This window comes from Frateuria sp. Soil773 (assembly GCF_001428405.1).
Classification (GTDB): Bacteria; Pseudomonadota; Gammaproteobacteria; order Xanthomonadales; family Rhodanobacteraceae; genus LMSL01.
The window spans coordinates 518,152-543,863 of sequence record NZ_LMSL01000002.1; the positions used below are offsets into that span (position 1 = coordinate 518,152).

Annotated in this window: 26 protein-coding genes; 13 read left to right on the forward strand and 13 right to left on the reverse strand. The window is 67.8% G+C overall.

Annotation, left to right across the window (positions count from 1 at the left end; translation table 11 throughout):
- Nucleotides 1-86 precede the first annotated feature (86 nt).
- The 3 genes from ilvN to ilvD all read left to right on the forward strand — a co-directional run bounded on the left by ilvN (nt 87) and on the right by ilvD (nt 4,095).
- Nucleotides 87-365 (forward strand): acetolactate synthase small subunit, encoded by a 279-nt coding sequence (ilvN, locus tag ASG87_RS02220; protein WP_056000062.1) that lies wholly within the window; start codon nt 87-89, stop codon nt 363-365.
- Nucleotides 362-1,933, forward strand: coding sequence for a threonine ammonia-lyase, biosynthetic (ilvA, locus tag ASG87_RS02225; RefSeq protein ID WP_056000065.1), 1,572 nt, complete (start codon nt 362-364; stop codon nt 1,931-1,933). The genes ilvN and ilvA overlap by 4 nt, the downstream gene beginning before the upstream one ends.
- 287 nt (nt 1,934-2,220) lie before the next feature.
- Nucleotides 2,221-4,095, forward strand: coding sequence for a dihydroxy-acid dehydratase (gene ilvD, locus ASG87_RS02230; protein ID WP_056000068.1), 1,875 nt, complete (start codon nt 2,221-2,223; stop codon nt 4,093-4,095).
- 72 nt (nt 4,096-4,167) lie between these two features.
- On the opposite strand, the gene ASG87_RS02235 is transcribed toward ilvD, so the two are convergent.
- From ASG87_RS02235 to ASG87_RS19060, 6 genes are all read right to left on the reverse strand, one after another.
- On the reverse strand, nt 4,168-4,566 hold the full coding sequence (locus ASG87_RS02235; RefSeq protein ID WP_056000072.1) for a hypothetical protein: 399 nt from the start codon (nt 4,564-4,566) through the stop codon (nt 4,168-4,170).
- Between the two features lie 68 nt (nt 4,567-4,634).
- The gene (locus tag ASG87_RS19050; RefSeq protein WP_082582690.1) at nt 4,635-5,444 is read right to left on the reverse strand and encodes a DUF3011 domain-containing protein; all 810 of its coding nucleotides are present in this window, start codon (nt 5,442-5,444) and stop codon (nt 4,635-4,637) included.
- A gap of 159 nt (nt 5,445-5,603) precedes the next feature.
- Nucleotides 5,604-6,014: a hypothetical protein gene (locus tag ASG87_RS19765; protein ID WP_157510843.1), complete on the reverse strand. Its 411-nt coding sequence runs from the start codon at nt 6,012-6,014 to the stop codon at nt 5,604-5,606.
- A gap of 414 nt (nt 6,015-6,428) precedes the next feature.
- Nucleotides 6,429-6,953 (reverse strand): GNAT family N-acetyltransferase, encoded by a 525-nt coding sequence (locus ASG87_RS19055; protein WP_082582691.1) that lies wholly within the window; start codon nt 6,951-6,953, stop codon nt 6,429-6,431.
- Nucleotides 6,954-7,012: 59 nt separating this feature from the next.
- Complete coding sequence (locus ASG87_RS19770) at nt 7,013-7,390, reverse strand: hypothetical protein (protein ID WP_157510844.1); 378 nt, start codon at nt 7,388-7,390, stop codon at nt 7,013-7,015.
- Between the two features lie 58 nt (nt 7,391-7,448).
- Nucleotides 7,449-7,769, reverse strand: a complete 321-nt coding sequence (locus ASG87_RS19060; protein ID WP_082582692.1) for a chorismate mutase — start codon at nt 7,767-7,769, stop codon at nt 7,449-7,451.
- Between the two features lie 314 nt (nt 7,770-8,083).
- Here ASG87_RS19060 and ASG87_RS19065 point away from each other — a divergent pair, with 314 nt between their 5' ends.
- Entirely contained in the window at nt 8,084-8,302 is a 219-nt protein-coding gene (locus tag ASG87_RS19065) for a SymE family type I addiction module toxin (protein WP_082582693.1), read from the forward strand.
- Between the two features lie 94 nt (nt 8,303-8,396).
- Here ASG87_RS19065 and ASG87_RS19775 read toward each other — a convergent pair whose 3' ends face one another.
- Both ASG87_RS19775 and ASG87_RS19780 read right to left on the reverse strand, forming a co-directional pair.
- Entirely contained in the window at nt 8,397-9,035 is a 639-nt protein-coding gene (locus ASG87_RS19775) for a hypothetical protein (protein WP_157510845.1), read from the reverse strand.
- A 344-nt stretch (nt 9,036-9,379) separates the two neighbouring features.
- The gene (locus ASG87_RS19780; RefSeq protein WP_157510846.1) at nt 9,380-9,940 is read right to left on the reverse strand and encodes a hypothetical protein; all 561 of its coding nucleotides are present in this window, start codon (nt 9,938-9,940) and stop codon (nt 9,380-9,382) included.
- A gap of 168 nt (nt 9,941-10,108) precedes the next feature.
- On the opposite strand from ASG87_RS19780, the gene ASG87_RS02240 reads away from it, so the two are divergent.
- The 4 genes from ASG87_RS02240 (at nt 10,109) to ASG87_RS02255 (ending at nt 16,831) form a co-directional block, all read left to right on the forward strand.
- Nucleotides 10,109-11,110, forward strand: a complete 1,002-nt coding sequence (locus ASG87_RS02240) for an integron integrase (protein WP_082582694.1) — start codon at nt 10,109-10,111, stop codon at nt 11,108-11,110.
- 214 nt (nt 11,111-11,324) lie between these two features.
- Nucleotides 11,325-12,218, forward strand: a complete 894-nt coding sequence (ubiA, locus tag ASG87_RS02245) for a 4-hydroxybenzoate octaprenyltransferase (RefSeq protein ID WP_056000075.1) — start codon at nt 11,325-11,327, stop codon at nt 12,216-12,218.
- A gap of 458 nt (nt 12,219-12,676) precedes the next feature.
- On the forward strand, nt 12,677-15,190 hold the full coding sequence (locus ASG87_RS02250; RefSeq protein ID WP_235499544.1) for a TonB-dependent receptor: 2,514 nt from the start codon (nt 12,677-12,679) through the stop codon (nt 15,188-15,190).
- Nucleotides 15,191-15,274: 84 nt separating this feature from the next.
- Nucleotides 15,275-16,831 carry a CehA/McbA family metallohydrolase gene (locus tag ASG87_RS02255; RefSeq protein WP_056000077.1) on the forward strand — a complete coding sequence of 519 codons (1,557 nt, stop codon included), beginning with the start codon at nt 15,275-15,277 and terminating at the stop codon, nt 16,829-16,831.
- 3 nt (nt 16,832-16,834) lie between these two features.
- Here ASG87_RS02255 and ASG87_RS02260 read toward each other — a convergent pair whose 3' ends face one another.
- Together ASG87_RS02260 and ASG87_RS02265 are read right to left on the reverse strand one after the other, a co-directional pair.
- Nucleotides 16,835-17,548 carry a ComF family protein gene (locus ASG87_RS02260; RefSeq protein ID WP_056000080.1) on the reverse strand — a complete coding sequence of 238 codons (714 nt, stop codon included), beginning with the start codon at nt 17,546-17,548 and terminating at the stop codon, nt 16,835-16,837.
- A 16-nt stretch (nt 17,549-17,564) separates the two neighbouring features.
- Nucleotides 17,565-17,771, reverse strand: a complete 207-nt coding sequence (locus ASG87_RS02265; RefSeq protein ID WP_056000083.1) for a hypothetical protein — start codon at nt 17,769-17,771, stop codon at nt 17,565-17,567.
- A gap of 150 nt (nt 17,772-17,921) precedes the next feature.
- On the opposite strand from ASG87_RS02265, the gene bioB reads away from it, so the two are divergent.
- Genes bioB through bioC form a run of 5 tightly spaced genes read left to right on the forward strand, consistent with a single transcriptional unit; the run spans nt 17,922 to nt 22,865 of the window.
- Nucleotides 17,922-18,977, forward strand: a complete 1,056-nt coding sequence (gene bioB, locus ASG87_RS02270; protein WP_056000086.1) for a biotin synthase BioB — start codon at nt 17,922-17,924, stop codon at nt 18,975-18,977.
- Nucleotides 18,964-20,226: an 8-amino-7-oxononanoate synthase gene (bioF, locus tag ASG87_RS02275; RefSeq protein WP_056000089.1), complete on the forward strand. Its 1,263-nt coding sequence runs from the start codon at nt 18,964-18,966 to the stop codon at nt 20,224-20,226. Before bioB ends, bioF begins: the two co-directional genes overlap by 14 nt.
- Before the next feature lie 19 nt (nt 20,227-20,245).
- Nucleotides 20,246-21,205 (forward strand): sulfurtransferase, encoded by a 960-nt coding sequence (locus ASG87_RS02280; RefSeq protein ID WP_056000092.1) that lies wholly within the window; start codon nt 20,246-20,248, stop codon nt 21,203-21,205.
- Nucleotides 21,202-21,987, forward strand: a complete 786-nt coding sequence (gene bioH / locus ASG87_RS02285; protein ID WP_056000095.1) for a pimeloyl-ACP methyl ester esterase BioH — start codon at nt 21,202-21,204, stop codon at nt 21,985-21,987. The genes ASG87_RS02280 and bioH overlap by 4 nt, the downstream gene beginning before the upstream one ends.
- Complete coding sequence (gene bioC / locus ASG87_RS02290; RefSeq protein ID WP_056000097.1) at nt 21,984-22,865, forward strand: malonyl-ACP O-methyltransferase BioC; 882 nt, start codon at nt 21,984-21,986, stop codon at nt 22,863-22,865. The genes bioH and bioC overlap by 4 nt, the downstream gene beginning before the upstream one ends.
- A 353-nt stretch (nt 22,866-23,218) precedes the next feature.
- On the opposite strand, the gene rhtA is transcribed toward bioC, so the two are convergent.
- The 3 genes from rhtA to ASG87_RS20755 form a co-directional block, all read right to left on the reverse strand.
- Complete coding sequence (rhtA, locus tag ASG87_RS02295) at nt 23,219-24,100, reverse strand: threonine/homoserine exporter RhtA (RefSeq protein WP_056000099.1); 882 nt, start codon at nt 24,098-24,100, stop codon at nt 23,219-23,221.
- 111 nt (nt 24,101-24,211) lie between these two features.
- Nucleotides 24,212-25,336, reverse strand: coding sequence for an acyltransferase (locus tag ASG87_RS02300; protein WP_056000102.1), 1,125 nt, complete (start codon nt 25,334-25,336; stop codon nt 24,212-24,214).
- Nucleotides 25,337-25,484: 148 nt separating this feature from the next.
- Nucleotides 25,485-25,712, reverse strand: a 228-nt coding sequence (locus ASG87_RS20755) for a LytTR family DNA-binding domain-containing protein (protein ID WP_235499545.1), incomplete at its 5' end; no start/stop codon positions are given.

Consider the following 25,712-nt stretch of genomic DNA (forward strand, 5'->3'; position numbering starts at 1 on the left):
CACCCTCACCCGCCTGCCGGCACCCTCTCCCAAAGGGAGAGGGATTCACTTTCAACGATTCGGATGACCGTATCGGGAGCCTTGCCATGAAGCACACCCTGTCCATCCTGCTGCAGAACGAATCCGGCGCACTGGTGCGCGTGGCCGGCCTGTTCGCCGCGCGCCACTGCAACATCGACGCGCTCACCGTGGCCGCCACCCACGATCCGGCGGTGTCCCAGCTCACCCTGGTGCTGCACGGCAGCGCCGCCGTGCTGGAACAGATTGTGCGGCAGACGCGCAAGCTGGTGGACGTGATCGACGTCAACACGCTGTCGCTGGTGGGCGACGACAACGCACCGCTGGCGCTGGCCGCCCGACCGTGAACGCACGCCCCGCCGACCTCGCCGGACCCGCCAGCGCGGATGACGACGCGCGCGACGTGCTGTGCCGCGCGCGCGCCGCGCGCGTCTACGACGTGGCGCACGAAAGCGCGCTGGACGAGGCGCCGCTGCTGTCCGCCCGGCTCGGCGCGCGCGTGCTGCTCAAGCGCGAGGACCAGCAGCCGGTGTTCTCGTTCAAGCTGCGCGGCGCCTACAACCGCATGGTGCGGCTGGATGCGGCGCAGCGTGCGCGCGGCGTGGTCGCCGCCTCCGCCGGCAACCACGCGCAGGGCGTGGCGCTGGCCGCGGCGAGGCTGGGCGTGCACGCCGTCATCGTGATGCCGGTGACCGCGCCGCAGGTGAAGATCGACGCGGTGCGCCGCCTCGGCGGCCGCTTCGTGGAGGTGGTGCTGGCCGGCGATTCCTACAGCGACGCGCAAGCCGCCGCCGCGCGCCTGGAAAGCGAGCGCGGCCTGGTGTTCGTGCATCCCTTCGACGATCCCGACGTGATCGCCGGCCAGGCCACCGTGGGCCTGGAGCTGCTGTGCCAGTGCCCCGAAAACCTGCACGCGGTGTTCGTGCCGGTGGGCGGCGGCGGCCTGCTGGCCGGCATCGCCGCCTGCCTCAAGGCCGAGCGTCCCGGGGTGAAGGTGATCGGCGTGCAGGCCGCCGACTCCGACGCGATGGCGCGCTCGCTGGAAGGCGGCGCACGGGTGACTCTGGACGAGGTCGGCCTGTTCGCCGACGGCACCGCGGTGAAGCGCGTGGGCGAACGCACCTTCGAGCTTTGCCGCCGCCACGCGGACGCGATGCTGCGCGTGGACACCGACGCGCTGTGCGCGGCGATCCGCGACGTCTACCAGGAAACCCGCAGCGTGCCGGAACCTTCCGGCGCGCTGGCGCTGGCCGGCCTGAAGCAGTACGCCGCCGCGCACGCCGGCGTCGACGGCGCGCTGGTGGCGGTGGTCTCCGGCGCCAACATGAACTTCGACCGCCTGCGCTTCGTCGCCGAGCGCGCCGAGGTGGGCGAGCAACGCGAGGCGGTGTTCGCGGTGACCATCCCCGAGGAGCGCGGCAGCTTCCGCCGCTTCTGCGCCGCGCTGGGCCGGCACGACATCACCGAGTTCAACTACCGCATCGGCGATGCGCGGCAGGCGCACATCTTCGTCGGCGTGCGCATCGCCAGCCGCGACGAGCGCGAGGCGCTGGCCGCGACCTTCCGCGCGCAGGGCTTCGACGTGCTCGACCTCACCGACGACGAACTGGCCAAGCTGCACCTGCGCCACATGGTCGGCGGCCGCTCGCCGCTGGCGCGCGACGAACGCCTGTACCGCTTCGAATTCCCCGAACGCCCCGGCGCGCTCACCCGCTTCCTCGGCCACCTGCACCCGGACTGGAACGTCAGCCTGTTCCACTACCGCAACCAGGGCGCCGACTACGGCCGCATACTGGTCGGCCTCCAGGTGCCCGCCGACGAGGCCCCCGCCTTTCGCCGCTTCCTCGACACGCTGGGCTACCCGCACCGCGACGAGAGCGACAACCCCGCCTACCGCCTGCTGCTGCGCAGCTGATGGATTGTCCATGATCCCAGGCTCGCCGCATCCGCTCCCACCCGTCATTCCAGCGAAAGCAGGACAAAAGCGAGCTTTGCGAGCGTTGAACGGCCGAAGGCCGGCCCCGAAGGGGCGAGCGCAGCGAGTCATCCAGTGCCTCCGCACGCTCTGGAGGGAAAAGTCGCTGGATTCCAGCTTTCGCTGGAATGACGACGGGGCGACCGAAAGCTCGCGGGCAAGCTCCCCATTCCCGGCCGCACGACGGCGGCCTCCCGACCATCCCAGCCTCACCCCGGAGTGAAACCATGCCCGCCTACCGTTCCCGCACCAGCACCCACGGCCGCAACATGGCCGGTGCCCGCAGCTTATGGCGCGCCACCGGCATGAAGGACGGTGACTTCGGCAAGCCGATCATCGCCATCGCCAACAGCTTCACCCAGTTCGTGCCCGGCCACGTGCACCTGCGCGACCTCGGCAAGCTGGTGGCCGAAGAGATCGAGGCAGCCGGCGGCGTCGCCAAGGAGTTCAACACCATCGCGGTGGACGACGGCATCGCCATGGGCCACGGCGGCATGCTCTATTCGCTGCCCTCGCGCGAGCTGATCGCCGACAGCGTGGAGTACATGGCCAACGCGCACTGCGCCGACGCGCTGGTGTGCATCTCCAACTGCGACAAGATCACCCCCGGCATGCTGATGGCTGCAATGCGGCTCAACATCCCCGCCGTGTTCGTCTCCGGCGGCCCGATGGAATCGGGCAAGGCGCTGCTGAAGGGCGTGCAGCGCAAGTTCGACCTGATCGACGCCATGGTGGTGGCCGCCGACGACAGCTACAGCGACGCCGAAGTGGCCGCGGTTGAACGCTCGGCCTGCCCCACCTGCGGCTCCTGCTCGGGCATGTTCACCGCCAACTCGATGAACTGCCTCACCGAGGCGCTGGGCCTGGCCCTGCCCGGCAACGGCTCGGTGCTCGCCACGCACGCCGACCGCGAGCAGCTGTTCCGCCGCGCCGGCCGCCAGGTCGTGGAACTGGCCCGCCGCTGGTACGAACAGGACGACGCCAGCGCCTTGCCGCGCGGCATCGCCGACCGCGCCGCGTTCGAGAACGCGATGAGCCTGGACATCGCCATGGGCGGCTCCACCAACACCGTGCTGCACCTGCTGGCGGCGGCGCGCGAGGGCGGCGTGGACTTCACCATGGCCGACATCGACCGCCTCTCGCGCCGCGTGCCCTGCCTGTGCAAGGTGGCGCCCGCGAAGAGCGACGTGCACATGGAAGACGTGCACCGCGCCGGCGGCATCATGGCGATCCTGGGCGAGCTCGACCGCGCCGGCCTGATCGACGCCACCCGCCCCACCGTGCACGCGCCCACGCTGGGCGACGCGCTGGCGCAGTGGGACATCGCGCGCAGCGAAGACGACGCGGTGCACAGCTTCTACCGCGCCGCCCCCGGCAACGTGCCCACCCAGGTGGCTTTCAGCCAGTCGGCGCGCTGGGAATCGCTGGACACCGACCGCGAGCGCGGCGTGATCCGTTCGGCGAAGACGCCCTTCAGCCAGGACGGCGGCCTGGCCGTGCTGTTCGGCAACCTCGCGCCGGAAGGCTGCATCGTGAAGACCGCGGGCGTGGACGATTCCATCCTCGTCTTCAACGGCACCGCCAAGGTCTACGAAAGCCAGGAAGCGGCGGTGAGCGGCATCCTCGGCAACAAGGTGAAGGCCGGCGACGTGGTGGTGATCCGCTACGAAGGCCCGCGCGGCGGCCCCGGCATGCAGGAAATGCTCTACCCCACCAGCTACCTCAAGTCGAAGGGCCTGGGCAAAGCCTGCGCGCTGATCACCGACGGCCGCTTCTCCGGCGGCACCTCGGGCCTGTCCATCGGCCACGTCTCGCCCGAAGCGGCCGAAGGCGGCCTGATCGCCCTGGTCGAAGACGGCGACCCCATCGCCATCGACATCCCCAACCGCCGCATCCGCCTCGACCTGCCCGACGACGTGCTCTCCGCCCGCCGCGCCGCGATGGAAGCGCGCGGCCGCGACGCATGGAAACCGCAGAACCGCACGCGGCCGGTCTCCGTCGCGCTGCAGGCCTATGCCGCGCTCGCCTCCAACGCCGCCAACGGCGCGGTGCGCGACCTCGGACGGCTGGATGCCGCGCGCACGACCGGCACGGCGGCTTGAGAGGCGCCCGGGCGAGCTGGCGGCCCGAAGAGGCGATCGGGCACCAGATGAAACAACGCAGACTTGAATCGCTTAGATGCGGCCGGCGCTTTGTGCCGTGTGATGGAGCGCAACCAGCCTCAGGGACAGCGCCGTACCCACCGGGCCGCTCCCCGTCAGCAGGGTTTCCCATGCAAGCTGGCTCGTCCTGCGCGCCTGGGGAAGGCTCAGCGCCTGCGCAAGATTCACGACGGCCGGATAGAAATATTTTCGGGCGAAAAGCGACACGAAGGGCGAGAACCGTTCCCTATAGAGATCGAGAAACTGAAGGCTGGCGAGGCCGACCAGGACTTCAAGGCCCACGGTGTCGAGGATCGGAACCAGGAGGCGAAGCTCCGGGTGGCCGATGAGTACCAGGACGAGTATCCAGGTCGCGATCTGGAGCAACGCTTTCCAGGTTTTCCTGCGCTTGAGCTTTGCGAACATGGTCATGGGCCTGTCGGGTAAGCCGCGCCAGAAATTGAGTTGCTAGGCGTACACAGGCACGGCTCTTGAGCAATTTACCGCTGCTCCATGCGATTCACATTGCCGCGTGAATCGGTTGTGCAGAGCCACTGGACGCCCTTGAGGCTGAGGAACACCTCATAGCCACCAGCTGCAGGCACATGCGATACCGGAAGAACAAAGACTGAATTTATGCCGCTCTTCAGTGCTAGCGCGCTCTTGCATGCAGCAACGGCGGCGTCCGCAGATTCCTTGCTCGTACTGCCGGAATGCGTCGAATAGCTCTCGCTGGCATACGCGTCGCTCCGGGACACGTTGCGGAACACAGCGCGGCAACCGTTGCGAACCCAGACAGAGTGACGATTGAGCCCCCAGTCTTGGCCTTCAACGCAACTGCTGTGACTAAGTCGCCGCGTGATCTGAACCTCGCCACGTGTATTCATGGGGCACTCGGTTTGTTCATTGTTTTTTGATTCGCAGGTGACCTCGTTGGCGGATTCGCTCCCGGACGCGATGTATGGGCTGTGATCGGCTTGGGTACCCCGAGGCGCGGAAGCCGAATCAATCGAGCAAATGCCGTTGACACCATGCTTTCCGGTGTAGGACATCTGCGTGCCCCGGCCGGGGGTACGGTTGATCGAAAGCGTTACTCCGCTCATGGCATCCCGAGCTTCGTAGTAGTTGTCGCTGAACTTGCGAAGAGAAGCCTCTCTGCCGTTTACGAACACGGGGCCGCCTTCATCGGCATGCACCTCAATTCCGCCAGGGCAAGTGACGTTGAAGGACGAAATGGCAGCAACCGCCGACGGCGCTGCGAATAGCATAAATACCGACACCAATGCGGCAACAACGCACGTACGGGTCATGGCTTTATCTACCTTGTGATGGGGCGAACTTGGAGCCTATGCCGATCAGCGTTTTATCGCCACCGGCCTGACGCTGGAATTAAGCGGTGGCGGAGCTGTCGCCTGAGTCAAGCGGCGGCGAAGCCGTCCGCCTTGAACGAATTGTTAGACAGTCGTTGCCTAGCGACCCTGTTCTAGGGCGAAGACAATATTTGTGACTGCCTGATCAAATGCCTCGTGTTGATCGGGATCGTTAAAGATTGCCCTTACAGCTTCAAGGCGCTTTGGACTGAACGGCTCCTTTGGTTCTCCATGCGCGAAAAATAGTCGAGGGTCTGGCAGAAGCTCTGAATATGGCCGGTTATAGGTTTGCAGCAACGGCCAATGTTCGATGAGCGACCCAGCATATCGAAAAGCTGCAGTTACCCTTGGGTATGACTCTTCATGCGATAGAACCAATCGGTCGTCGATTTCTGTCAATTCGATGGTGAAAAGAACATCGTCCTTGTAGACGAACATCCGGTTTCCGTGAATGAGCCAATCTGCCCTATTAGAATGGTTCATGATTTTTTGCAGTTCCGCGTATTTCACGTATGCCTCCAAAAGGCTGTCAAACGCTTGAGTTAAGCGGCGGCGAAACCGTCCGCCTTGAACGAAATGTTAGATGGTATGCCTAGTTCCGTTTGCCTAACGAAGGTAGGCCGCCTGAAACTGTATAGATACTTCTCCTGCGCTTGCCGCCGTGTTCCGCCCGTATTTGTTTGCGCTCTTCGGCTGGCTTCACCCTGCACTGGTGGCACATACGTTCATGAGAAAACATGCGCTTCTTTTTGCCGCAGACAACACACCGTCGCGAGAGCTTACCATCGCTCCGGTACAACCCGGCTGAAGCTGCATTCTTGGCAAATCGCGGCTGCTTCTTACGCATGTGACTCATGCAATCTAACGCCTGAATTAAGCCACGCCGCGAAGCGGCGTTGGCTTGAATGAATTGTTAGGGCACCACTACCACGGGAGGCCACAAAGATCTATCGCGGCAGGATCGATCACTTCCCGTAACGGACTCAAAACCATACATTCTGCCCCCCATACGCACTCTCGCTCACCCTGCATGAAGCGAACTTCAGAGGAAACGCGCTGCCAGCCCAGTCGCCGATAGAAAGGTATCAGGTGATTGGCGCAAAGTAACAAGCCGTAGCTCGCGTTGAATACAGAGAACCATTGAGCTTCTGTACTACTGAGCAGATGGGACGCCAGTCCCAGGCGTTTGTAATCTGGGGCTGTTACAAGGTTATTGAGGCCTACTACCTTGACCGGCTGGTCGTTGAACCGAACGACTCGTTCAACAAGATTATAGAAGCACGCAAGTTGCCCTTGGCTTTCGATGCCAAGGAACGACCAATCCGGTGTGGCCCAATTGGTCTGCTGGACAATGGGAAACTGATCAAATTCATTGCTTGCGAGCGACCTCAGTTGGTCCCGTCGTTCCTTAGAAAGCTCGCTGTATCGATATGTACGGATTGTCAGCATGCTGAGCGCCCTAACGCTTGAGTTAAGCGGCGGCGAAGCCGTCCGCCTTGAACGACTGGTTAGGTGCCCAACGCGGAACGTTTACGGCGCAGAACCAGCACGACACGTGCGAGCAACATTACAGCAAATGCGATAGCAGCCATTTGAACAAGCGCTGGGTGACTGGCTGGCGAGTTGGATTGGAATGCGAGCCAAAGCATGCCGAACGCAAGGACGAACATGGCAAGAACAAGCAAAGACTTGGCGACGCGAGTAGAAAAGGAAAATGCCAGCAGTGGTGCTGCCACCAGCAAGAACCCAGCGCCAGCAACATAGCCTGCGACTAGATCGGTTTTGACCGCGCCCGATGCCACCACGAAGGCCCAAACCACTCCAAGCAAGGCGATGCACGCGCCTACAAGGAAGGTGAAAACCTTTGTCAAAGTGCGGAGTTTCACCTTGGGCACCTAACGCCTGAGTTAAGCGGCGGCGAAGCCGTCCGTCTTGAATGAATTGTTAGGGCTCATACGCAGTGTTCTGAAGTGCGGCATGCTCAGCAAGTTCTGCGTTGATGAAGCCAGAGATCATTGCCCGGTACACCTGCTTCGTGACGTCTGTATTGGCACCTAGCTCTCCGGCTAGCGCTGCAACCTTGTTTATTACCTGTTCCACGCGCTGAGGTGCACGAACATCATCCGTGGACTTCTTGAACTTGGCGGCTTGCTTAACGTAGCCGCCGCGCTCCGCCAAGCAGGCGACAATTTGACGATCAATGCGATCGATATTTAACCGAACATCATCAAGCGAATCACAGGTCAATACTTGAAGGTTTTTCATATGGGCCCTAACGCCGGAGTTAAGCGGCGGCGAAGCCGTCCGCCTTGAATGAGTTGTTAGGCGAGTCCGAAAGTTGACCCACTCCCCTTTACCCGCTAGCTTACACCTCAGGTGCTCAACACACCTTACCGCTAGCAGTGCCCGCGGCTGTCATCGCGGATTTTTTGTGTCCATAGGTCTCCTATGGTCGAGTAGCGTCCAGTGATACAAGACCCGGCTTGCCGGGGAAAGCTGGGGGCCGTCTAGCGGCGGTGTTGAAGTACTCGGCCGCCCTCTCAACAAGGGCGCATTCAACGAACCGCTAGGAGGCCATCATGGCTGCTCGAATTCATGCTTTCGCCGCACGCCGCCTGCTCACCATTGGCTACAGTTTCTACATCTACAAGCGAAGCCATCGCCGACCGCCGCCACCTGTTCCGTACCTGCGCCTGCGTGGCTTCTGGCTGAGGCAAGCTGGCTTCGCCGTAGGCCAGAGAGTACGCGTCGACGTCATTGATGGACGCATTACCATCACGCCTAGTCAGGAGGCCTGATCCGAGTATGGCGGGTGAACGAGGCATGGTTTCTTCACCCGCCTAATGCCTGAATTAAGCCACGCAGCGAAGCGGCGCCGGCTTGAATGAATTGTTAGGATGCATTCTGCCGAACAATTGCTGCCACCCACTCGAAATACTCTGGCGTACCTACCTCTGCACTGAAAATCCGCGCACCATTGGCGTCGATTGCGAGCTTGCCTTCGCCCTCGGTAAGATGAATCTTCAATACTTTCGGAAAGTTCCAACTCTCTTGATATTCCTCGTCGTCATCAATTAGCTCCGCCTCCACATAGCCGGGGAAATATGTAGCAGTGAAGTGCGTTGCCCCAAGATACAGCTCTACGATCTCTAAGTACTCAAGTGCTTCATCTTCGGTTGGGAGATGGTAGTCGTGCTCTATTCGATTTCGGAGCCGGTTGATTCTTCTAATAATCGTTGGCGAAATCACTCCGCATGACCCAAGAAAATCTAACTTCTTCGGGAATGAATCTCGAAGCCCGATCCGACGTGACCCAAAGGCTACTGCCAAGGCTTCTACCTGATAGTGCAACGCACGCTTGGCGTTCGAAACCGCATTCACCCAAGACCGTTGCCCATCAGCCTGATTAAAGTCCAATTGAGCGTAATGCAGATAGGTTGCCGGCCACAGATTGGCAACGGGATACCTTACCGGCTGGCTACCGAAGACGAGGTACCAGCCAATCATCTCAGGGGACACGGTAATCGTCATGATGCGACCTAACGCCTGAGTTAAGCCACCACTGCAACGCAGCGGTCGGCTTGGACGAGTGGTTAGGCTGCCGGTGCAGGCTCGATACCGCTGTAGTCGCAGACGCCGCAGCGGCGCACAGCTTGACCACCGTCTAGCGTGAGCACTTTATGCAGCGTCTGATTGCTGCAATTGGGGCAGGAATTTCCCTTGCCTTTGCCTACGCCAGAGACNTGGAACGTCAGCCTCCCGCAACCCGGACACTTAGAACCGCGACCTGCCATTTCATTCCCCTGTGGTGGTGAAAAGCCTAACGCTTGAGTTAAGCGGCGCGCGGCTTTTCGCGCGTCCGCTTGGACGAGTGGTTAGACCTTGACGCCAAATGCCAAGACGACCACGACGGAAACGGCGAGCAGATATTGGATAATTACAAACATTGCCAAGTATTGTGACAGCCGTGCTGGCGAACGTATTGGGCTAAGTGCGTCCGTGCTTTTAGCTGAGGCTGAGGCAATGCGGCAGATAAAAAGACAACGATAAGGCAGGATAAGCAAGCTTGCGAATGACTGCAAAAAAGCTGTGGGGTCGAGCTCCAGGCTGCGGAGTTGAAGTGCCTCAGTGCTGAAAGCCAAGCCCGCTCTTACAGGTATGGCTAACCACTGTGCGAGAAGGCCGAAGAGCATGGAGCCAGCGAACAGGAAGAGCGCAACGCGGATACACGAGATGCTGATGAGCAGCGAGACAGATGAGTGGTTAGCGACGAAGAACGTGAGAGCAGCGCCAAGTCCCGTCATGAGCCAGCCAGAAAATTTCGGAAGCTCAGTTACGGCGGCAGACGTGGCCAACGACGCTAACCGCCATGCTGCCGTTTCCTCTTTGGTGAGCGACGAATCCTGAGTCACAACCTCTCCGTAATGCTGCTTCAAGGTCTAACGCTTAGTAGACCCCATATCGTGGCATATGTGCCCCATGCTCGTTCCGTGCAGGATTGGCGTCAAGCAGGGAAATCCCACACGCGAACAGGGTCTTGCTGGGCACTCTTCCTGCCGGACTGCGTGCATGATCGCATGCATATCTCACGGAACGAGGTTGTTATGATTTATCGCCCCGAAAACGCCGATATGCACGTCGCTCGAGGCCGGGCGCCACGACTTCTGGATGAGCTGCGTCGGGTGCTGCGGGTGAAGCACTACAGTCTGCGAACCGAGCAAATATACGTGGACTGGACCCGTCGCTTCATCCTGGCAAACGGCAGGCGCCATCCGCGCGACATGGGTGCGGCCGAGGTCGAGGCTTTTCTTTCGCACCTGGCCGTGCAGGGCAATGTGGCGGCGAGCACGCAGAACCAGGCGCTTTCGGCGCTGCTGTTCCTGTACCGCGAGGTGCTTGGCATCGAATTGCCGTGGCTGGATGGCGTGACCCGGGCCAAACGCCCGACCCGGGTGCCGACGGTGCTTTCCCGTGACGAGGTGACGCGGCTGTTGGCACGTATGGACGGCCGCCCCTGGCTGCTGGCCAGCCTGCCGTACGGCTCGGGACTGCGCCTGATGGAGGCGTTGCGCTTGCGCGTGAAGGACGTGGATTTCTCGCGCAACGAGATCACGGCGCGCGACGGCAAGGGTGGCAAGGATCGACGCACCATGCTGCCGCGCACACTGGCGGATCCCCTGCGACGCGAGGTGGAACGAGCCCATCACTTGCATGAGGCAGACCTGCGTGCAGGCTTCGGGGCGGTCTGGCTACCGCATGCGCTGGCGCGCAAGTATCCCGCGGCAACGCGCGAGTTCGGCTGGCAGTACGTGTTTCCGTCCGCGCACCGTTCGCGCGACCCGCGCGACGGGCAGGAGCGCCGTCACCATTTCGATGACGGTATGCTCGCGCGTGCCTTGAAGAAGGCCTGCCGGGAGGCGGGCATCGTGAAGCCTGTGAGCGCGCATACGCTGCGGCATTCGTTCGCCACGCACCTGCTGGAATCGGGCAGCGACATCCGCACGGTGCAGGAATTGCCGGGCCACAGGGACGTGAAGACCACCCAAATCTATACACATGTGCTGAACCGCGGCGGCCAGGACGCGACGAGCCCGCTGGACCGCTGACGGCCGCCATGCGCCGCGCGGCCTGTTTCATGTGCCGTGTCACGCCATCGCCTCCACCGTCGCACGCTAAACTGCGCCGATGGCACCCTCACCGCGCAAGCGCCAGCGGCGCAAACCCGCATCGTCCACCCAGGAACGGCAGCACGCACGTGCGTCGCGACCGGCTGCCGCCCGGCCCGCCGGCCCCGCCGACAGCTCCACCCGCGCCAGCCGCGTGCTGGACTGGCTGTTGCAGAAGCTGCCGCCGCGCCAGCGCGAGAAGGCGCACGACTACCTGGTGCTCACCCGCATGGACCGCCCGATCGGGGCGCTGTTGCTGCTGTGGCCGACGTGGTGGGCGCTGTGGCTGGCGGCGGGCGATTTTCCGCCGTGGAAGCCGCTGGTGATCTTTACCCTCGGGGTGTTCGCGATGCGCGCGGCGGGTTGCGCGATCAACGACTTCGCCGACCGCAAGCTGGACCCGCAGGTGGCGCGCACCGCCGGGCGGCCGATCGCGTCCGGCCGGGTGACGCCGCGCGAGGCGCTGGTCGTGTTCGGCGCGCTGCTGGCGTTCGCCTTCGTGCTGGTGCTGTTCACCAACGCGCTGACGATCAAGCTGTCGTTCGCCGGCGCCGCGCTGGCCGCGCTCTACCCGTTCACCAAGCGCTATACGTACATGCCGCAGGTGGTGCTGGGCGCCGCGTTCGGCTGGTCGATCCCGATGGCCTTCGCGGCGGTGACGAACGGCGTGCCGCCGCTGGGCTGGCTGCTGTTCATCGCCAACATCCTGTGGTCGGTGGTCTACGACACCGAGTACGCGATGGTAGACCGCGACGACGACCTGAAGGCCGGCGCGAAATCCACCGCGATCCTCTTCGGCGACGCCGACCTGCCGATCCTCGGCGTACTGATGGCCACCCTGCTGCTGGCCCTGCTGTTCGTCGGCCAGCGCGCCGCGCTGGGCTGGCCGTACTGGCTGAGCCTGCTGGCCGCCGCCGGGCTGTTCGGCTACCAGTTGTGGCTGATCCGCGGCCGCGCCCGCGACGCCTGCCTCGCTGCGTTCCGCCACAACAACTGGCTCGGCCTGGCCGTGTGGATCGGCATCGCGCTGGCGCTGGCGGTGCGCTAGAACTGTTCAAAGCCTCCCTGTCGGACTGGAGTCCCCTCACACTCCCCGCTCGTCATTCCTGCGAGGCACTTTTCAACAGTCGGAGAGCTGGTCATCCAGCGACTTTCCCCCTCCCCAAAAACCTAGAGGCACTGGATCCCAGCCTTCGCTGGGATGACGCTTCATAGGTAAGGGATACCCGGGAGCCTTTGAACGGGCACCTGGAAACCCTCCGCATTCCCCTCGGGCCAGCCGCCATCGGGCGGCGTTCGGACGTCCGTATGACAACGCATGTCATCCGGCTTGCGCCTTACTGTCATGGCCGCTCCCTAGGCTGGCGCCCGCTCAGAGCCTGTGCGGAAAACGGAGCTGCACGGGCAGGGATGCCTGCCGCACGGAACCTGCGTCGGCGCTGCCGGCGCCGGCGTACCGCGTCATCCGCACGGCTCCGCATCCTCCCCCTCCCCGGAGCCACCAACTTGCGTACTTCCCTCATCAGCCGGGCCGTCGGCCTGGCGCTGCTCGGCGGCCTGTCCCTCTCCGCCGCCCCGCCGGCACGCGGCCAGGACGCCGCGACCGCCCCGAACGACAAGGCCAGGACGCTGGACGGCGTGGTGGTCACCGCGCGCTCCGGCGTGGACGAGCGCACCAAGGCCGAGACCAGCTACTCGATCACCACCATCGACGAGGACCGCCTGCGCATGCAGGCGCCCACCTCGGTCACCGAGGCGATGAAGTCGGTGCCCGGCTTCTGGGTCGAGGCGTCCGGCGGCGAGGCCAGCGGCAACATCCGCGCGCGCGGCATCCCGGTGGACGGCTTCGGCTCGGTGAACCTGCTGGAGGACGGCATCCCGGTGCAGCACGACCCGGCGCTGGGCTACCTCAACGCCGACCAGGCCTTCCGCCTGGACGAGACGATCGAGCGGATCGAGGTGGTGCGCGGCGGCCCGTCGTCGGTGTTCTATTCCAACGCGCCGGCCGGCGCGATCAACTTCATCCCGCGCCGCGTCGGCAACCGCGCGGAGGGCATGTTCAAGTTCACCGTGGGCGACTACGGCCTGAACCGCGGCGACTTCTGGCTCGGCACGCCGGTCGGCGACGGCTGGAAGCTCGGCGTGGGCGGCTTCTACCGGGTCGACAACGGCATCCGCGACCCCGGCTTCCATGCCAACGACGGCGGCCAGATCCGCGCCAACCTGGCGAAGGATTTCGAGCACGGCCACTTCAGCGTCGACGCCAAGCACATGGACGACAAGGTGGCGCTGTACCTCGGCATCCCGATGCGCACCACCGCGGGCGGCAGCATCGAGGCGGTGCCCGGCTTCGACGGCAACTTCGGCACCCTCGCCGGGCCGCAGACCGAGCACGTGCGCATGCGCCAGGGCGACGGCCGCACGTACGACTTCGACAACCGCGAAGGCACCCACGTGAAGCGCGACCAGCTCACGCTGAAGTTCGAGCACGACCTCGGCGCCGGCTGGAAGCTGGCCGGGTCGATGCGCTACAGCGACACCGACACGCAGCGCAACGGCGTGTTCCCCAACACGCTGCAAAGCGCGGACAGCTTCCTCGGCTCGGCCAAGAACCTCGATGCGTGGAAAAGCTACCTGCCCACCGGCACCGCGGGCCTGCAGTTGCGCTACGTCGACGCGCCCGCACAGATGTTCGACAACAAGGGCCAGAACGGCAACGGCCTGCTGGTGATCGGCGGCCTGCGCGGGGTGACCATGCCGGTGCAGGAGTTCATCAACGATACCCGGCTGATGCGCAAGTTCGAGTCCGGCGGGCAGAGCCACGACGTCACGCTGGGCTACTACTACGCCCACTTCAACCAGGACTTCGACCGCTATTCCTCCACCGCCCTGCTCGACGTGCGCGACAACGCCAGGCTGCTCGACCTGGTCGCGGTGGACGCCGCCGGCCGCCCGCTCGGCACGCTGACCGACCGCGGCATCTACCACTACGGCTACGAGTGGGAGCACGCCAGCGGCCGCTCGGCGACCCATGCGTTCTATCTCTCCGACGAGTGGCAGGCGACCGACCAGTTGCGCATCGACGGCGGCCTGCGCTGGGAGCGCGTGAACACCCGGGGCTGGGTCGAGCAGAAGCGCACGGCGAACCTCGGCACCCTGCCCACCTCGACGATCCAGGCCGGCAACGGCCAGCTCGCCTTCTACGACCACAGCTTCGACAAGCTCGGCTGGACGCTGGGCGCGAACTGGCAGTTCTCCGGGCGCTCGGGCGTGTTCGCGCGCTGGACGCCGGCGTTCCGCCTGCCCAACCTGAGCACCTACATCACCAACGCGAACGGCAAGCCGCTGATCCAGACCATGAAGCTGGGCGAGGTGGGCTACAAGTACACCGACCGCCAGCTCGACCTGTACGCCACCGGCTTCTACACCAAGTACGACAACGTCGGCTTCAGCAACTACGTGTTCGACCCGAACAACAACACCTCGGTCGCGCAGCAGGGCTACGCCAGCACCAAGACCAAGGGCATCGAGCTGGAGGGCACCTGGTTCCCGGTGGACTGGTTCGACGTGCAGCTCACCGCCACCTGGCAAGACCCGCAGTACGAAGGGCTGCGCTACACCGACAAGGGCAGCGACGGCGGCCCGGTGCTGGTGAACTACACCGGCAACCAGCTCATCCGCGTGCCGAAGCTGAGCTACCGCGTGGTACCGGGGGTGAACCTGCTCGACGGCAGGCTGCGCCTGCAGCTTGCCTACGAGTACGAGGGCGAGCGCTTCGTGGACACCGCCAACTCGGTGAAGCTGCCCTCGTACGATGTGTGGAACGCCAGCGCGCGCTACGACGTGTCGCCGATGTTCTCGGTCTACCTGTACGCCGACAACCTCACCGACTCGCTCGGCCTCACCGAAGGCAACCCGCGCGCGGGCGAACTGCTGAGCGCCGATGCCGGCGCCAACACCTTCATCGCGCGGCCGCTGCTGGGCCGCGCGTACCGTGCCGCGGTCATGTACCGGTTCTGAGCCTGCGGCCGGGCAGCGCGTCCCGCCCGGCCATCCCTTCGCCCCCATCCATCCGCGCCGCCGCGCGCCGCCACCGGAAACGCCATGAACCTGCGTGCGCGTCACCTGCTGATCCAGTGGCTGGCCGGCCTGATCCTGCTGCTCGCCGCCGTCGGCACGCCGCATGCCGCCGTCGCGCCGGCGCAGGACGGGTCGCCCGACCTGGTCCTGCGCGGCGAGCTGGACGGCCGCGACAACCTCACCTACCGCACCCTGCCTTTCGATGTGCCGGCCGGCACCAGCCGCATCACCGTGCAATTCGACTACGGCGGGCACGAGGACGAGCGCACCACGGTCGACCTGGGCCTGCTCGGCCCGGACGGCTTCCGCGGCCAGGACGGCTTCCGCGGCTGGAGCGGCGGCTCCAAGGCGCTGTTCACCGTATCGGCCACCGACGCCACGCCCTCGTACCTGCCCGGCGCGATCCGGCCGGGGCGCTGGAGCCTGCTGCTGGGCATCCCGAACATCCGCGCCGGCAGCCGCTCGCGCTACACGGCGCGGCTGTGGTTTGGCCGTCCGGACGATCCGGCGTGGGAGCCGGCCGTGCTCAACCCGCCGCTGCGCGACCGGGCCGGCTGGTATCGCGGCGACCTGCACATGCACACCGCGCACAGCGACGGCAGTTGCGCCAGCCAGTCCGGCCGGCGCGTGCCCTGCCCGCTGTTCTTCACCGCCGAGGGTGCCGCCCGGCGCGGCCTCGACTTCATTGCCATCACCGACCACAACACGGTCGCGCACGCCGATGCCATGCGCGAGCTGCAACCGTACTTCGACCGCCTGCTGCTGATCCCCGGCCGCGAGATCACTACCTTCAGCGGCCACGCCAACCTGTTCGGCACCACCGCGCCGGTCGATTTCCGCGTCGGCAGCCGCGAGGTGCCGGACTGGAACCACCTGCTGCGCGCGCTCGCGCCGCTGCGCGGCCTGGTCTCGATCAACCACGCGATCCGCCCTTCCGGCGAAGCCTGCATGGGCTGCGGATGGACCGCCGATCCGCCGGCCGACATGGCCCTGGTGCAGGCCGTGGAGATCGTCAACGGCAGCGACGCCGGCACGCCGTTGTCCGCGGTCGGCTTCTGGGAACGGCAGCTCGCCCGGGGCCATCGCCTCACCGCCATCGGCGGCAGCGACAACCACGACGCGTTCCAGAGCGTGCCGCGGATCGGTTCCGACCCCACCGGCGTGCCGACCACCGTGGTGCACGCGCAGGCGCTGTCGATGCCGGCGATCCTCGACGGCATCCGCGCCGGCCACGTGTTCGTCGACGTCGAGGGCAGCCGCGACCGCATGCTGGAACTCGCCGCGCGCAACGGCGCGGGGCAGGCCGCCGGCATGGGCGACGCGATCGAGGTCGCCGCCGGCGAGCCGGTGCGGTTCGAGGCGCATGTGCAGCACGTGGCGGGCGCCCGCCTGGTGGTGCTGCTCGACGGCCGCGCCTACGCGCCGATGGCCGATGCGCCGATCGCCGGCGACGACCGGCGGCTGCGCTTCGACTGGACCGGCGACGGCCAGCGCCACTGGCTGCGCGCGGAGGTGCGCGACGCGCACGGCAGGCCGCTGCTGATCGGCAACCCGATCTACCTCGAACCGGCACGCCGCTGACCGCTAGCCGCGCGGCGACGGCGCCCGCGCCAGCGCCCACGCGTCAACCCGCGCCACGCCTGCGCCCTTCAGCACGCGCGCGCATTCGGACAGGGTGGCGCCGGTGGTCATCACGTCGTCGAGGATCGCCACGTGCGCGGGCCAGCGCACGTCCGCATCCGCCTCGAACGCGCCGCGCACGTTGCGGCGCCGGCCGGCCGCGTCCAGCTCGGTCTGCGCCGCGGTGGCGCGGCGGCGGCGCAGCAGGTCGTGGCGCAGCGGGACGGCGAGCGAGCGCGCCAGCGGACGGCCCAGCTCCAGCGCCTGGTTGAAGCCGCGTTCGCGCAGGCGCCGCGGATGCAGCGGCACCGGCACGATCAGCGACGGCAACGCCAGCGGACGCGGCTCGCGTCGCCAGGCCTCGGCCAGCGCGCGCCCGGCAGCGAGATCGCGGCCGAACTTGTAGCGCGCCTCCAGCCGGTCCAGCGGCCAGCCGTAGCGGAACGGCGCCCAGGCCGCGTCCCAAGGCGGCGGCCGGCGCTGGCATTGCCCGCACAGCGCGGCGGGCGCCGGCAGCGGCAAGGCGCAGCGCGCGCAGCAGCGCGGGTTGCGCGGCAGTTCCGCGGCGCAGGCCGCGCACAGGTCGGTGCCGTCGGCGCCCGGCGCCTGGCACAACAGGCAGCGCAGCGGCAGCAGCCAGCGCTGCAGGCCGAGGCAGCCGCGTCGAAGCGCATCCATGCGCATGGCCGTCCGCTCAGTTGCGCGGCTTGTACAGCGCCGCGTCGAGGATCGACCACAAGTGGATGATCCAGCCCAGCCAGATGATCCACAGCGCGCCCGCCAGCAGGAACATCACGATGGCGATCAGCAGCCGCCCCTGCACGAGCTGGCCGAGGCCGGGGATGAAGAAACTGCAGATCGCCGCGAGCACGTTGCCCGTACTGCCCTGTCCTGCACTCATGCTGCCGCTCCGTAAGTCATGGCCTGCCGGCGATGGTAGCGGCAGAACGCCCCGCGATTCGTCAACCTCGAAAAAACCGTTCAAGTTGACGAAAAACCGGACGCTCCCGCACACTGCCGCCCTTCCCCGGTATGCCGAGTGACAACCCCCATGGTCGAAGCCGTGATCCGCCACGACTGGGCGCGCGACGAGGTCGTCGCGCTGTTCGCCCTGCCGTTCAACGATCTGCTGCACCGTGCGCACGCAGTGCATCGCGCGCACCACGATCCGAACGCGGTGCAGGTCTCCACCCTGCTGTCGATCAAGACCGGCGGTTGCCCGGAGGATTGCGCCTACTGCCCGCAGGCGGCGCGCTACGACACCGGCGTGCAGGCGCAGAAACTGATGAGCGTGGACGCCGTGGTGGCGCGCGCGCAGGCCGCGAAGGACGCCGGCGCCAGCCGCTTCTGCATGGGCGCGGCCTGGCGCAGCCCGAAGGACCGCGACATCGCCAAGGTGGCCGAGATCGTCGGCGCGGTGAAGGCGCTGGGCCTGGAAACCTGCGCCACGCTGGGCATGCTGACCGGCGGGCAGGCCGCCACCCTGAAGGGTGCCGGGCTGGACTACTACAACCACAACCTCGACACCGCGCCGGAGTTCTACGGCGAGATCATCCACACCCGGCAATACCAGGACCGGCTGGACACGCTGGAGCACGTGCGCGAGGCGGGCCTGAAGACCTGCTGCGGCGGCATCGTCGGCATGGGCGAGTCGCGCGGCCAGCGCGCCGGCCTGCTGCAGACGCTGGCGAACCTGCCCGAGCATCCGCAGTCGGTGCCGATCAACCAGTTGGTGCAGGTGGAAGGCACGCCGCTGGCCGGCACCGGCGCGCTGGACCCGTTCGAGTTCGTGCGCACCATCGCGGTGGCGCGCATCCTGATGCCGGCCTCGATGGTGCGCCTGTCCGCCGGCCGCCAGCAGATGGACGACGCGGTGCAGGCGCTGTGCTTCTTCGCCGGCGCCAACTCGATCTTCTACGGCGAGAAACTGCTGACCACCGGCAACCCGGACGTGGAGCACGACCGCGCGCTGTTGCGCCGGCTCGACCTGCATCCGCTGGACGTGGTCGAGGAAGCCGGCACCGTGCACGCCGACATCCTGGAAACCGGCCACGCCGCCGGGGCGGCGGGCTGCGGGCAAGGCTGCGGCTGCGGTGCCGCGGCCTGACCTTCTCGCGCGCCTGGCCGTCCAGACGGCCGAACGCAGCCAAGCCCACCTGCTGCGCCGGCTGCGCACGGTCGAGCGCGCCGACGGCCCCTGGCTGGAAACCGGCGGCCGCCGCCTGCTGTCGTTCTGCAGCAACGACTACCTCGACCTCGCCGGGCACCCGCAACTGGTCGCCGCGTTCCGCCGCGCCGCCGCCGACGGCGGCGTAGGCAGCACCGCGGCGGCGCTGGTATGCGGCCAGCGCGCCGAGCACGCGGCGCTGGAGGAGGCGCTGGCCGCCTGGACCGGGCGCGAGCGCGCGCTGCTGTTCTCCAGCGGCTACATGGCCAACCTCGGCGTGATGCAGGCGCTGCTCGCGCAGGGCGAGCCCGGATCGCGCCCGGGGCAGGCGCTGTGCGTGCAGGACAAGCTCAACCACGCCTGCCTGCTCGACGGCGCGCGGCTCGCCGGCGCCGAACTCAGGCGCTACCCGCACGGCGACGCCGCCGCGGCCGCGCGCCAGCTCGCCAGCCGCGCGGACGCCGCGGCCCTGCTCGCCACCGACGGGGTGTTCAGCATGGACGGCGACCTCGCGCCGCTGCCCGAGCTGGCCGCGCTGTGCGCGCGCGAAGGCGCCACGCTGATGGTGGACGACGCGCACGGCCTCGGCGTGCTCGGCGGGCACGGCGCGGGCAGCCTCGACGCGGCCGGGCTCGGCCAGCGCGAGGTGCCCGTGCTGATGGCCACGCTGGGCAAGGCGCTGGGCTGCTACGGTGCCTTCGTCGCCGGTCCGGCCGCGCTGGTCGAGGGCGTGATGCAACTGGCGCGGCCGTACATCTACACCACCGCGCTGCCGCCCGCGCTGGCCGCCGCCGCGGTCCAGGCGGTGCGGCTGGCGCGGGAGGAAAGCTGGCGCCGCGAGAAGCTCGCCGCGCTGGTCGCCCGCTTCCGCGCCGGCGCGGCGCAGCTCGGCCTCGCGCTGAAGCCGTCGTCCAGCGCGATCCAGCCGCTGCTGCTCGGCTCGGCGCAGGCCGCGCTGGAGGCCGCGCGGCAACTGGAGCAGGCCGGCCTGCTGGTCGGCGCGATCCGCCCGCCGACGGTGCCCGCCGGCAGCGCGCGGCTGCGCATCACGCTGTCCGCCGCGCACGAGGAGGCGCAGGTCGACCGCCTGCTGGACGCGCTCGCCGCGCTGCGTCCGGCCCATTCCCGATCCGGGCCCCCGGCCGAGCCGGAAAGCCCGCCCGGCCGGGCCCGTATAATGGCGCGCTGAGCGTTTCCCGGCCCTGCGCATGTCGATCGTCAACCTGTCCGCCTACCGTTTCGTCAGCCTGGACGGGCTGCCCGCGCTGCGCGAGCGGCTGCTCGAACGCTGCACGGCGCTGGCGCTGAAGGGCACCATCCTGCTCGCGCCGGAAGGGATCAACCTGTTCCTGGCCGGCGCGCGCGAGGCCACCGACGCGTTCATGGCGTGGCTGCGCGAGGACCCGCGCTTCGCCGGGCTGGAGGCGAAGGAATCGCCGTCCGACGCGGCGCCGTTCGGCCGCCTGCGCGTGCGGCTGAAGAAAGAGATCATCACCATGCGGCAGCCGGCGATCCGCCCCGAGGGCGGCCGCGCGCCCGCGCTGGCCCCCGCCACGCTGCGGCGCTGGCTGGACCGGGGCCGCGACGACGACGGCCGCGAGGTGGTGCTGCTGGACACCCGCAACGACTACGAGACCGACGTCGGCAAGTTCCCGCAGGCGGTGGACTACCGGCTCGCCAGCTTCACCGGCTTTCCCGCCGCCATCGCCGCCGACCTCGCGCGCTACGAGGGCAAGACCGTGGTGTCGTACTGCACCGGCGGCATCCGCTGCGAAAAGGCCGCGCTGCACATGCAGGACCTCGGCATGCAGCACGTCTACCAGCTCGAAGGCGGCGTCCTGAAATACTTCGAGGACACCGGCGGTGCGCACTGGCAGGGCGACTGCTTCGTGTTCGACGGCCGCGGTTCGGTGGATAAGCAGCTCCTGCCTTCGCTCTCCCGCCTCCATGGCGAGAGGGTCGGGGCAAGCGGCCACGCTGGCGCCGAAACGCCATCGAAGCACGAACGGCTCCCACTCGCCGGCGGGGAGATCGCCGGGGCGAGCGATCACGCTGGCGATGAAGCGCATCCGGAACATGCCGGGATGGATTCCTGCGCGAGCCCCCGCCCCTCGTCCGCCCCTCGCGGGGCACCTTCTCCCCGAGCGGGAGCAGGAATCCCGGAATGACCCTGCACATCGAGACCCACGGCCACGGCCCGCTGCCGCTGGTGCTTATCCACGGCTGGGCGATGCACGGCGGCGTGTTCGCGCCGCTGGTCGAGGCGCTGGCCACGCAATGCACGATGTACGTGGTCGACCTGCCCGGCCACGGCCATTCGCGCGGTTGCGGCCTGCCGCTGGAACCGCGCGCCTGCGCGCGGGCGATCGCCGCGGCCACGCCGCCGGCGGCGTGGCTGGGCTGGTCGCTGGGCGGACTGGTCGCGCTCACCGCCGCGCTGGAGCTGCCGGCGCAGGTGCGCGCGCTGGCGATGCTGTGCGCCACGCCGAAGTTCGTGCGCACCGCCGACTGGCCGCACGGCAGCGACGCCACCCTGGTGCACCAGCTCGCCACCGACCTGGAAACCGACTACCACGCCACGCTGGAACGCTTCCTCGCGCTGGAGGCGATGGGCAGCGCCGATCCGCGCGCCGAACTGCGCCGCCTGCGCGGCGAGGTGTTCTCGCGCGGCGAGCCGGACCTGCGCGTGCTGCAGGAAGGCATCCGCGTCCTGGAAGACAGCGACCTGCGCGGCCGCCTGCCGCAACTGGCGCCGCCGAACGCCTGGCTCGCCGGCCACCGCGACCGGCTGGTGCCGCCGGCGGCGATGCAGTGGTCGGCGGAGCAGGCGCGCGGCCGCTTCGACGCCATCGCGCATGCCGGCCATGCGCCCTTCATCGGCCACGCCGACGCGCTGGCCCGGGCGCTGCAACCCCTGCTGGCGCAATGCGCCGAAGACCTCCCCGCATGAACGCCTTCCACATCGACCGGCGCCAGGTGCGCCACAACTTCGGCCGCGCCGCGGCCAGCTACGAGCGGCACGACGCACTGCAGCGCGAGGTGCAGCAGGTGCTGCTCGGCCGCCTGGACTTCTACCTGCCATCGCCCGCGCGCGTGCTCGACGTGGGCGCCGGCACCGGCCGCGGCAGCGCGCTGCTGAAGAAGCGCTGGCCGCAGGCGCAGGTGCTCGCGCTCGACCTGGCGCTGCCGATGCTGCAGGCGGCGAAGCGCCACGCGGGCTGGCTGAAGCCGTTCCAGCGCGTCTGCGCCGAGGCGACCCGGCTGCCGCTGCCGGACCACAGCGTGGACGTGCTGCACTCCAACCTGTGCTTCCAGTGGATCGACGACCTGCCGGCGCTGTTCGGCGAATGCGCGCGCGTGCTCCGGCCCGGCGGCCTGCTGGCGTTCTCCACCTTCGGCCCGGACACGCTGAAGGAACTGCGCGCCGCCTGGGCGGCCGCCGACCGGCAGCCGCACGTGGGCCGCTTCCTCGACATGCACGACGTGGGCGACGCGCTGATCAACGCCGGCCTGCGCGACCCGGTGCTGGACGTCGACCGCTACACGCTCACCTACAGCGAGCCGCGGATGCTGCTGAAGGAATTGCAGGGCCTGGGCGCCACCAACGCGGACAGCGCGCGCGAGCGCGGCCTCACCGGCAAGTCGCACTACCGCGCGATGCTGGCCGCGTACGAGGCGATGCGCGTGGACGGCCGCATCCCGGCCACCTGGGAGGTGGTCACCGCGCACGCCTGGGGGCCGCCGCCGGGACAGTCGCGCCGCATGGCGGGCGGCGGCGAGATCGCCAGCTTCTCGCTGGACAGCCTGCGCGGCTCGCGGCGGCGTTGAGCGGCTGTCTGGGATCTATCGGTTGGTTCAGCCGCCTACTCGTCATTCCCGCAAAAGCAGGAGGCGCTTCTCAACAGCCAAGGGGCTGGTCAGCTAGTGGCTGTTTCCTCGAAAACCCAACGGCACTGGATCCTAGAAACTCAATGACGCTGGATGACTAAGCCTTCGGCTGCGGTTTTCCGTGCATCCGGCCGTGAGCACGGCGACGCACACCCGCCCGTGAACGCGGCGAGTGGCAGGCCAAGACGCGAGACCAGCAAATACGTTTCGCATCCGCGCCCAAAGCGACCATCTACGCCCGCGCTTTCTGCGCCCGCCCGCAAGCACCGCGCCCGCACCCCTCGCGCCCCGCGTCAGTTCGCCAGCGGCTCGGCCAGCGGCTTGCGCACGCTCAGCGCGGTGCCTGCCGCCGCCACGATGATCGCCACGATCGCCAGCCATTGCAGCAGGCTCAGCCGCTCGCTCAGGAACACCACGCCGGCCACCGCCGCCACCGCCGGCTCGATGCTCAGCAGGGTGCTGAAGGTGCGCGCCGGCAGGCGGGTCAGCGCGATCATCTCCAGCGAATACGGCAAGGCCGAACTGAGCACCGCCACGCCCAGCGCCAGCGGCAGCAGCGACGGCGAGAACAGCGCGCCGCCGGCGTGCACGATCCCCGCCGGGATCGCCAGCAGCGCGGCGATCGAGGTGCCCAGCGTCACCGCGTCGGCGCCGTAGGCCGCGCCCGCCTTCTGCCCCAGCACGATGTACAGCGCCCAGCCCACGCCCGCGGCCAGCGCGTACGCCACGCCCAGCGGATCGAGCTCGTGCGCCTGGCCGCGCAGCGGCAGCAGCAGGAGCAGGCCGGCCACCACCAGCGCGATCCACACGAAGTCCAGCAGCCGGCGCGAGCCGAACAGGGCCAGCGCCAGCGGCCCGGTGAACTCCAGCGCCACCGCGATGCCCAGCGGGATCGTGCGCAGCGACAGGTAGAACACCAGGTTCATCATGCCCATCGCCAGCCCGTAGCCCCACAGCACGCGCCAGTCGGCGCCGGGCCGGGAGCGCCGCCACGGCCGGCGCAGCAGCAGCAGGATCAGCGCGCCCAGGCCCAGCCGGCAGGCGGTGGCACCCTGCGCGCCGATATGCGGGAACAACTGCTTGGCCAGCGCCGCGCCGCACTGGTAGGACACCATCGCGATCAGCAGCACGCCGACCGCGAGCAGCACGGGAGCGAGGCGGGAACCTGTGGACATGGGGACGGCCGGGAAATGGACGCCTATGATGCCTGCGCGCCGGGGCGAATGCCCGTCTTTTCCGCCGCCCTGCTGACAGCGCGCGGCAGCAGCCTGCCCTTTCTCCGCGCGCTACGGCGCGGCCGCCGGCAGCGTCGCCAGCGCCGGCCGGTCCGCGCGGTCGTGCCAGCGCAGGAATGGCCGCTCCACCGCGTAGTGCAGCGCCGCGCCCGCCGCCAGCACGCCCGCGGCATGGCAGGCGAACGCCGCCGCGCCGTGCAGTCCCAGCGGCTCCACCAGCCAGGTCGCCACCGCGTGCATCGCCAGCTTGTGGCTGAGGTAGAGGCTGTAGGAGAGCCGCGCCAGCCAGCCCGCGCCCGGCACGCGCCAATGGCCCGTCCCCGCCAGCGCGGCGGCGGCCACCAGCAGCGCCAGTGCGCCCGACAGCAGCGGATAGCCGATCAGCGACGGCCACAGCCCCAGCCGGTCGCGGAACAGCACCATCGCCAGGCCTGTCGCCGCCAGCCCGGCCAGTGCCAGCACACCGCTGCGCATGCGCCAGCGCGTCCACGCCTGCGGCCGCCAGGTCTCGGCCAGCGCCAGCAGCACGCCGGCCAGCAGGCCGTCCAGCCGCGCGCCGGTGGGGTAGTAGATGCCCTGCACGAAGCACAGCCCGAAGCCGCGCGGATCCGTCTCCTGCAACGGCGCCATGGCGTGCAGCCACACGTAGCCGCGCCAGGCCAGGCCGAACACCACCACGCCCGCGCACACCGCCAGCACCGTGCGTGCCGAGGGTCGCTTCGCCAGCCCTGCCGCCAGCAGCGGGAACAGCAGGTAGAAGTGTTCTTCCACGCATAGCGACCACGCATGCGAGAAGGCCGGCGCATGCGCATAGTCGATCAGCAGGTTGAGCGTGAAGCTGATGAACTGCCATGCCGGCGACAGCCCGGGCGCCTCGCGCAGCGCCGGCCAAGCCACGTACACCGCCAGCACGGCGAGGTAGGCCGGCAGGATGCGGAACGCGCGGCGGCGGTAGAACGCCGCGAAGGCGAACCGCTCGCCGCGCGCCAGCGGCGCCAGCACCTGGCGGCCGATCAGGTAGCCGCTGAGCACGAAGAACAGGTCCACGCCCATCCAGCCGTAACCCTGCAGCAGCTCGAAGCGTTCGCCCAGGCCGCCGACGATGTAGGAGTGGAACAGCATCACCCACACGACCGCGAGCGCGCGCAGCAGGTCCAGGCCGGGCATCCGGTGCATCGTCGAGCGCTCCCCTTGGGTTGTGCAGCTTGGGCGTGTGCGGCGAAGGCCGTACACGAAAGATGCGCACTGTAGGCGGGCGGACGTGGCGAAGCGATGGCCGCGGACGGCTTTTGCGGTGACGCGTGCGCGGTGCGCGGCGATCCGCTCAGGCCGGCGGCGCGCCGGCCAGCAACGCTGCGCGCAGTGCGTCCACGTAGGTGCGGCTGGCGCGCAGCGGCGTGCCGTCATGCAGCCGCAGCAGGCTGTCGCGGTTGGACAGCGCCTGCAACTCGGCGACACGGTCCAGCCGCACGATCGCCGAGCGGTGGATGCGCGCGAACTGGGCCGGGTCCAGCCGCGCGGCGAGCCGGTGCAGCGGCTCGCGCAGCAGGTG

What these genes read in the sequence shown, in the direction of transcription:
- ilvN (WP_056000062.1), top strand. Translation starts at nt 87, where the DNA reads ATGAAGCACACCCTGTCCATCCTGCTGCAGAACGAATCCGGCGCACTG.
- ilvD (WP_056000068.1), top strand. Translation starts at nt 2,221, where the DNA reads ATGCCCGCCTACCGTTCCCGCACCAGCACCCACGGCCGCAACATGGCC.
- ASG87_RS02235 (WP_056000072.1), bottom strand. Translation starts at nt 4,566, where the DNA reads ATGACCATGTTCGCAAAGCTCAAGCGCAGGAAAACCTGGAAAGCGTTG.
- ASG87_RS19050 (WP_082582690.1), bottom strand. Translation starts at nt 5,444, where the DNA reads ATGACCCGTACGTGCGTTGTTGCCGCATTGGTGTCGGTATTTATGCTA.
- ASG87_RS19055 (WP_082582691.1), bottom strand. Translation starts at nt 6,953, where the DNA reads ATGCTGACAATCCGTACATATCGATACAGCGAGCTTTCTAAGGAACGA.
- ASG87_RS19060 (WP_082582692.1), bottom strand. Translation starts at nt 7,769, where the DNA reads ATGAAAAACCTTCAAGTATTGACCTGTGATTCGCTTGATGATGTTCGG.
- ASG87_RS19065 (WP_082582693.1), top strand. Translation starts at nt 8,084, where the DNA reads ATGGCTGCTCGAATTCATGCTTTCGCCGCACGCCGCCTGCTCACCATT.
- ASG87_RS19775 (WP_157510845.1), bottom strand. Translation starts at nt 9,035, where the DNA reads ATGACGATTACCGTGTCCCCTGAGATGATTGGCTGGTACCTCGTCTTC.
- ASG87_RS02240 (WP_082582694.1), top strand. Translation starts at nt 10,109, where the DNA reads ATGATTTATCGCCCCGAAAACGCCGATATGCACGTCGCTCGAGGCCGG.
- ASG87_RS02255 (WP_056000077.1), top strand. Translation starts at nt 15,275, where the DNA reads ATGAACCTGCGTGCGCGTCACCTGCTGATCCAGTGGCTGGCCGGCCTG.
- ASG87_RS02260 (WP_056000080.1), bottom strand. Translation starts at nt 17,548, where the DNA reads ATGGATGCGCTTCGACGCGGCTGCCTCGGCCTGCAGCGCTGGCTGCTG.
- ASG87_RS02265 (WP_056000083.1), bottom strand. Translation starts at nt 17,771, where the DNA reads ATGAGTGCAGGACAGGGCAGTACGGGCAACGTGCTCGCGGCGATCTGC.
- bioB (WP_056000086.1), top strand. Translation starts at nt 17,922, where the DNA reads ATGGTCGAAGCCGTGATCCGCCACGACTGGGCGCGCGACGAGGTCGTC.
- ASG87_RS02280 (WP_056000092.1), top strand. Translation starts at nt 20,246, where the DNA reads ATGTCGATCGTCAACCTGTCCGCCTACCGTTTCGTCAGCCTGGACGGG.
- bioH (WP_056000095.1), top strand. Translation starts at nt 21,202, where the DNA reads ATGACCCTGCACATCGAGACCCACGGCCACGGCCCGCTGCCGCTGGTG.
- bioC (WP_056000097.1), top strand. Translation starts at nt 21,984, where the DNA reads ATGAACGCCTTCCACATCGACCGGCGCCAGGTGCGCCACAACTTCGGC.
- rhtA (WP_056000099.1), bottom strand. Translation starts at nt 24,100, where the DNA reads ATGTCCACAGGTTCCCGCCTCGCTCCCGTGCTGCTCGCGGTCGGCGTG.
- ASG87_RS02300 (WP_056000102.1), bottom strand. Translation starts at nt 25,336, where the DNA reads ATGCACCGGATGCCCGGCCTGGACCTGCTGCGCGCGCTCGCGGTCGTG.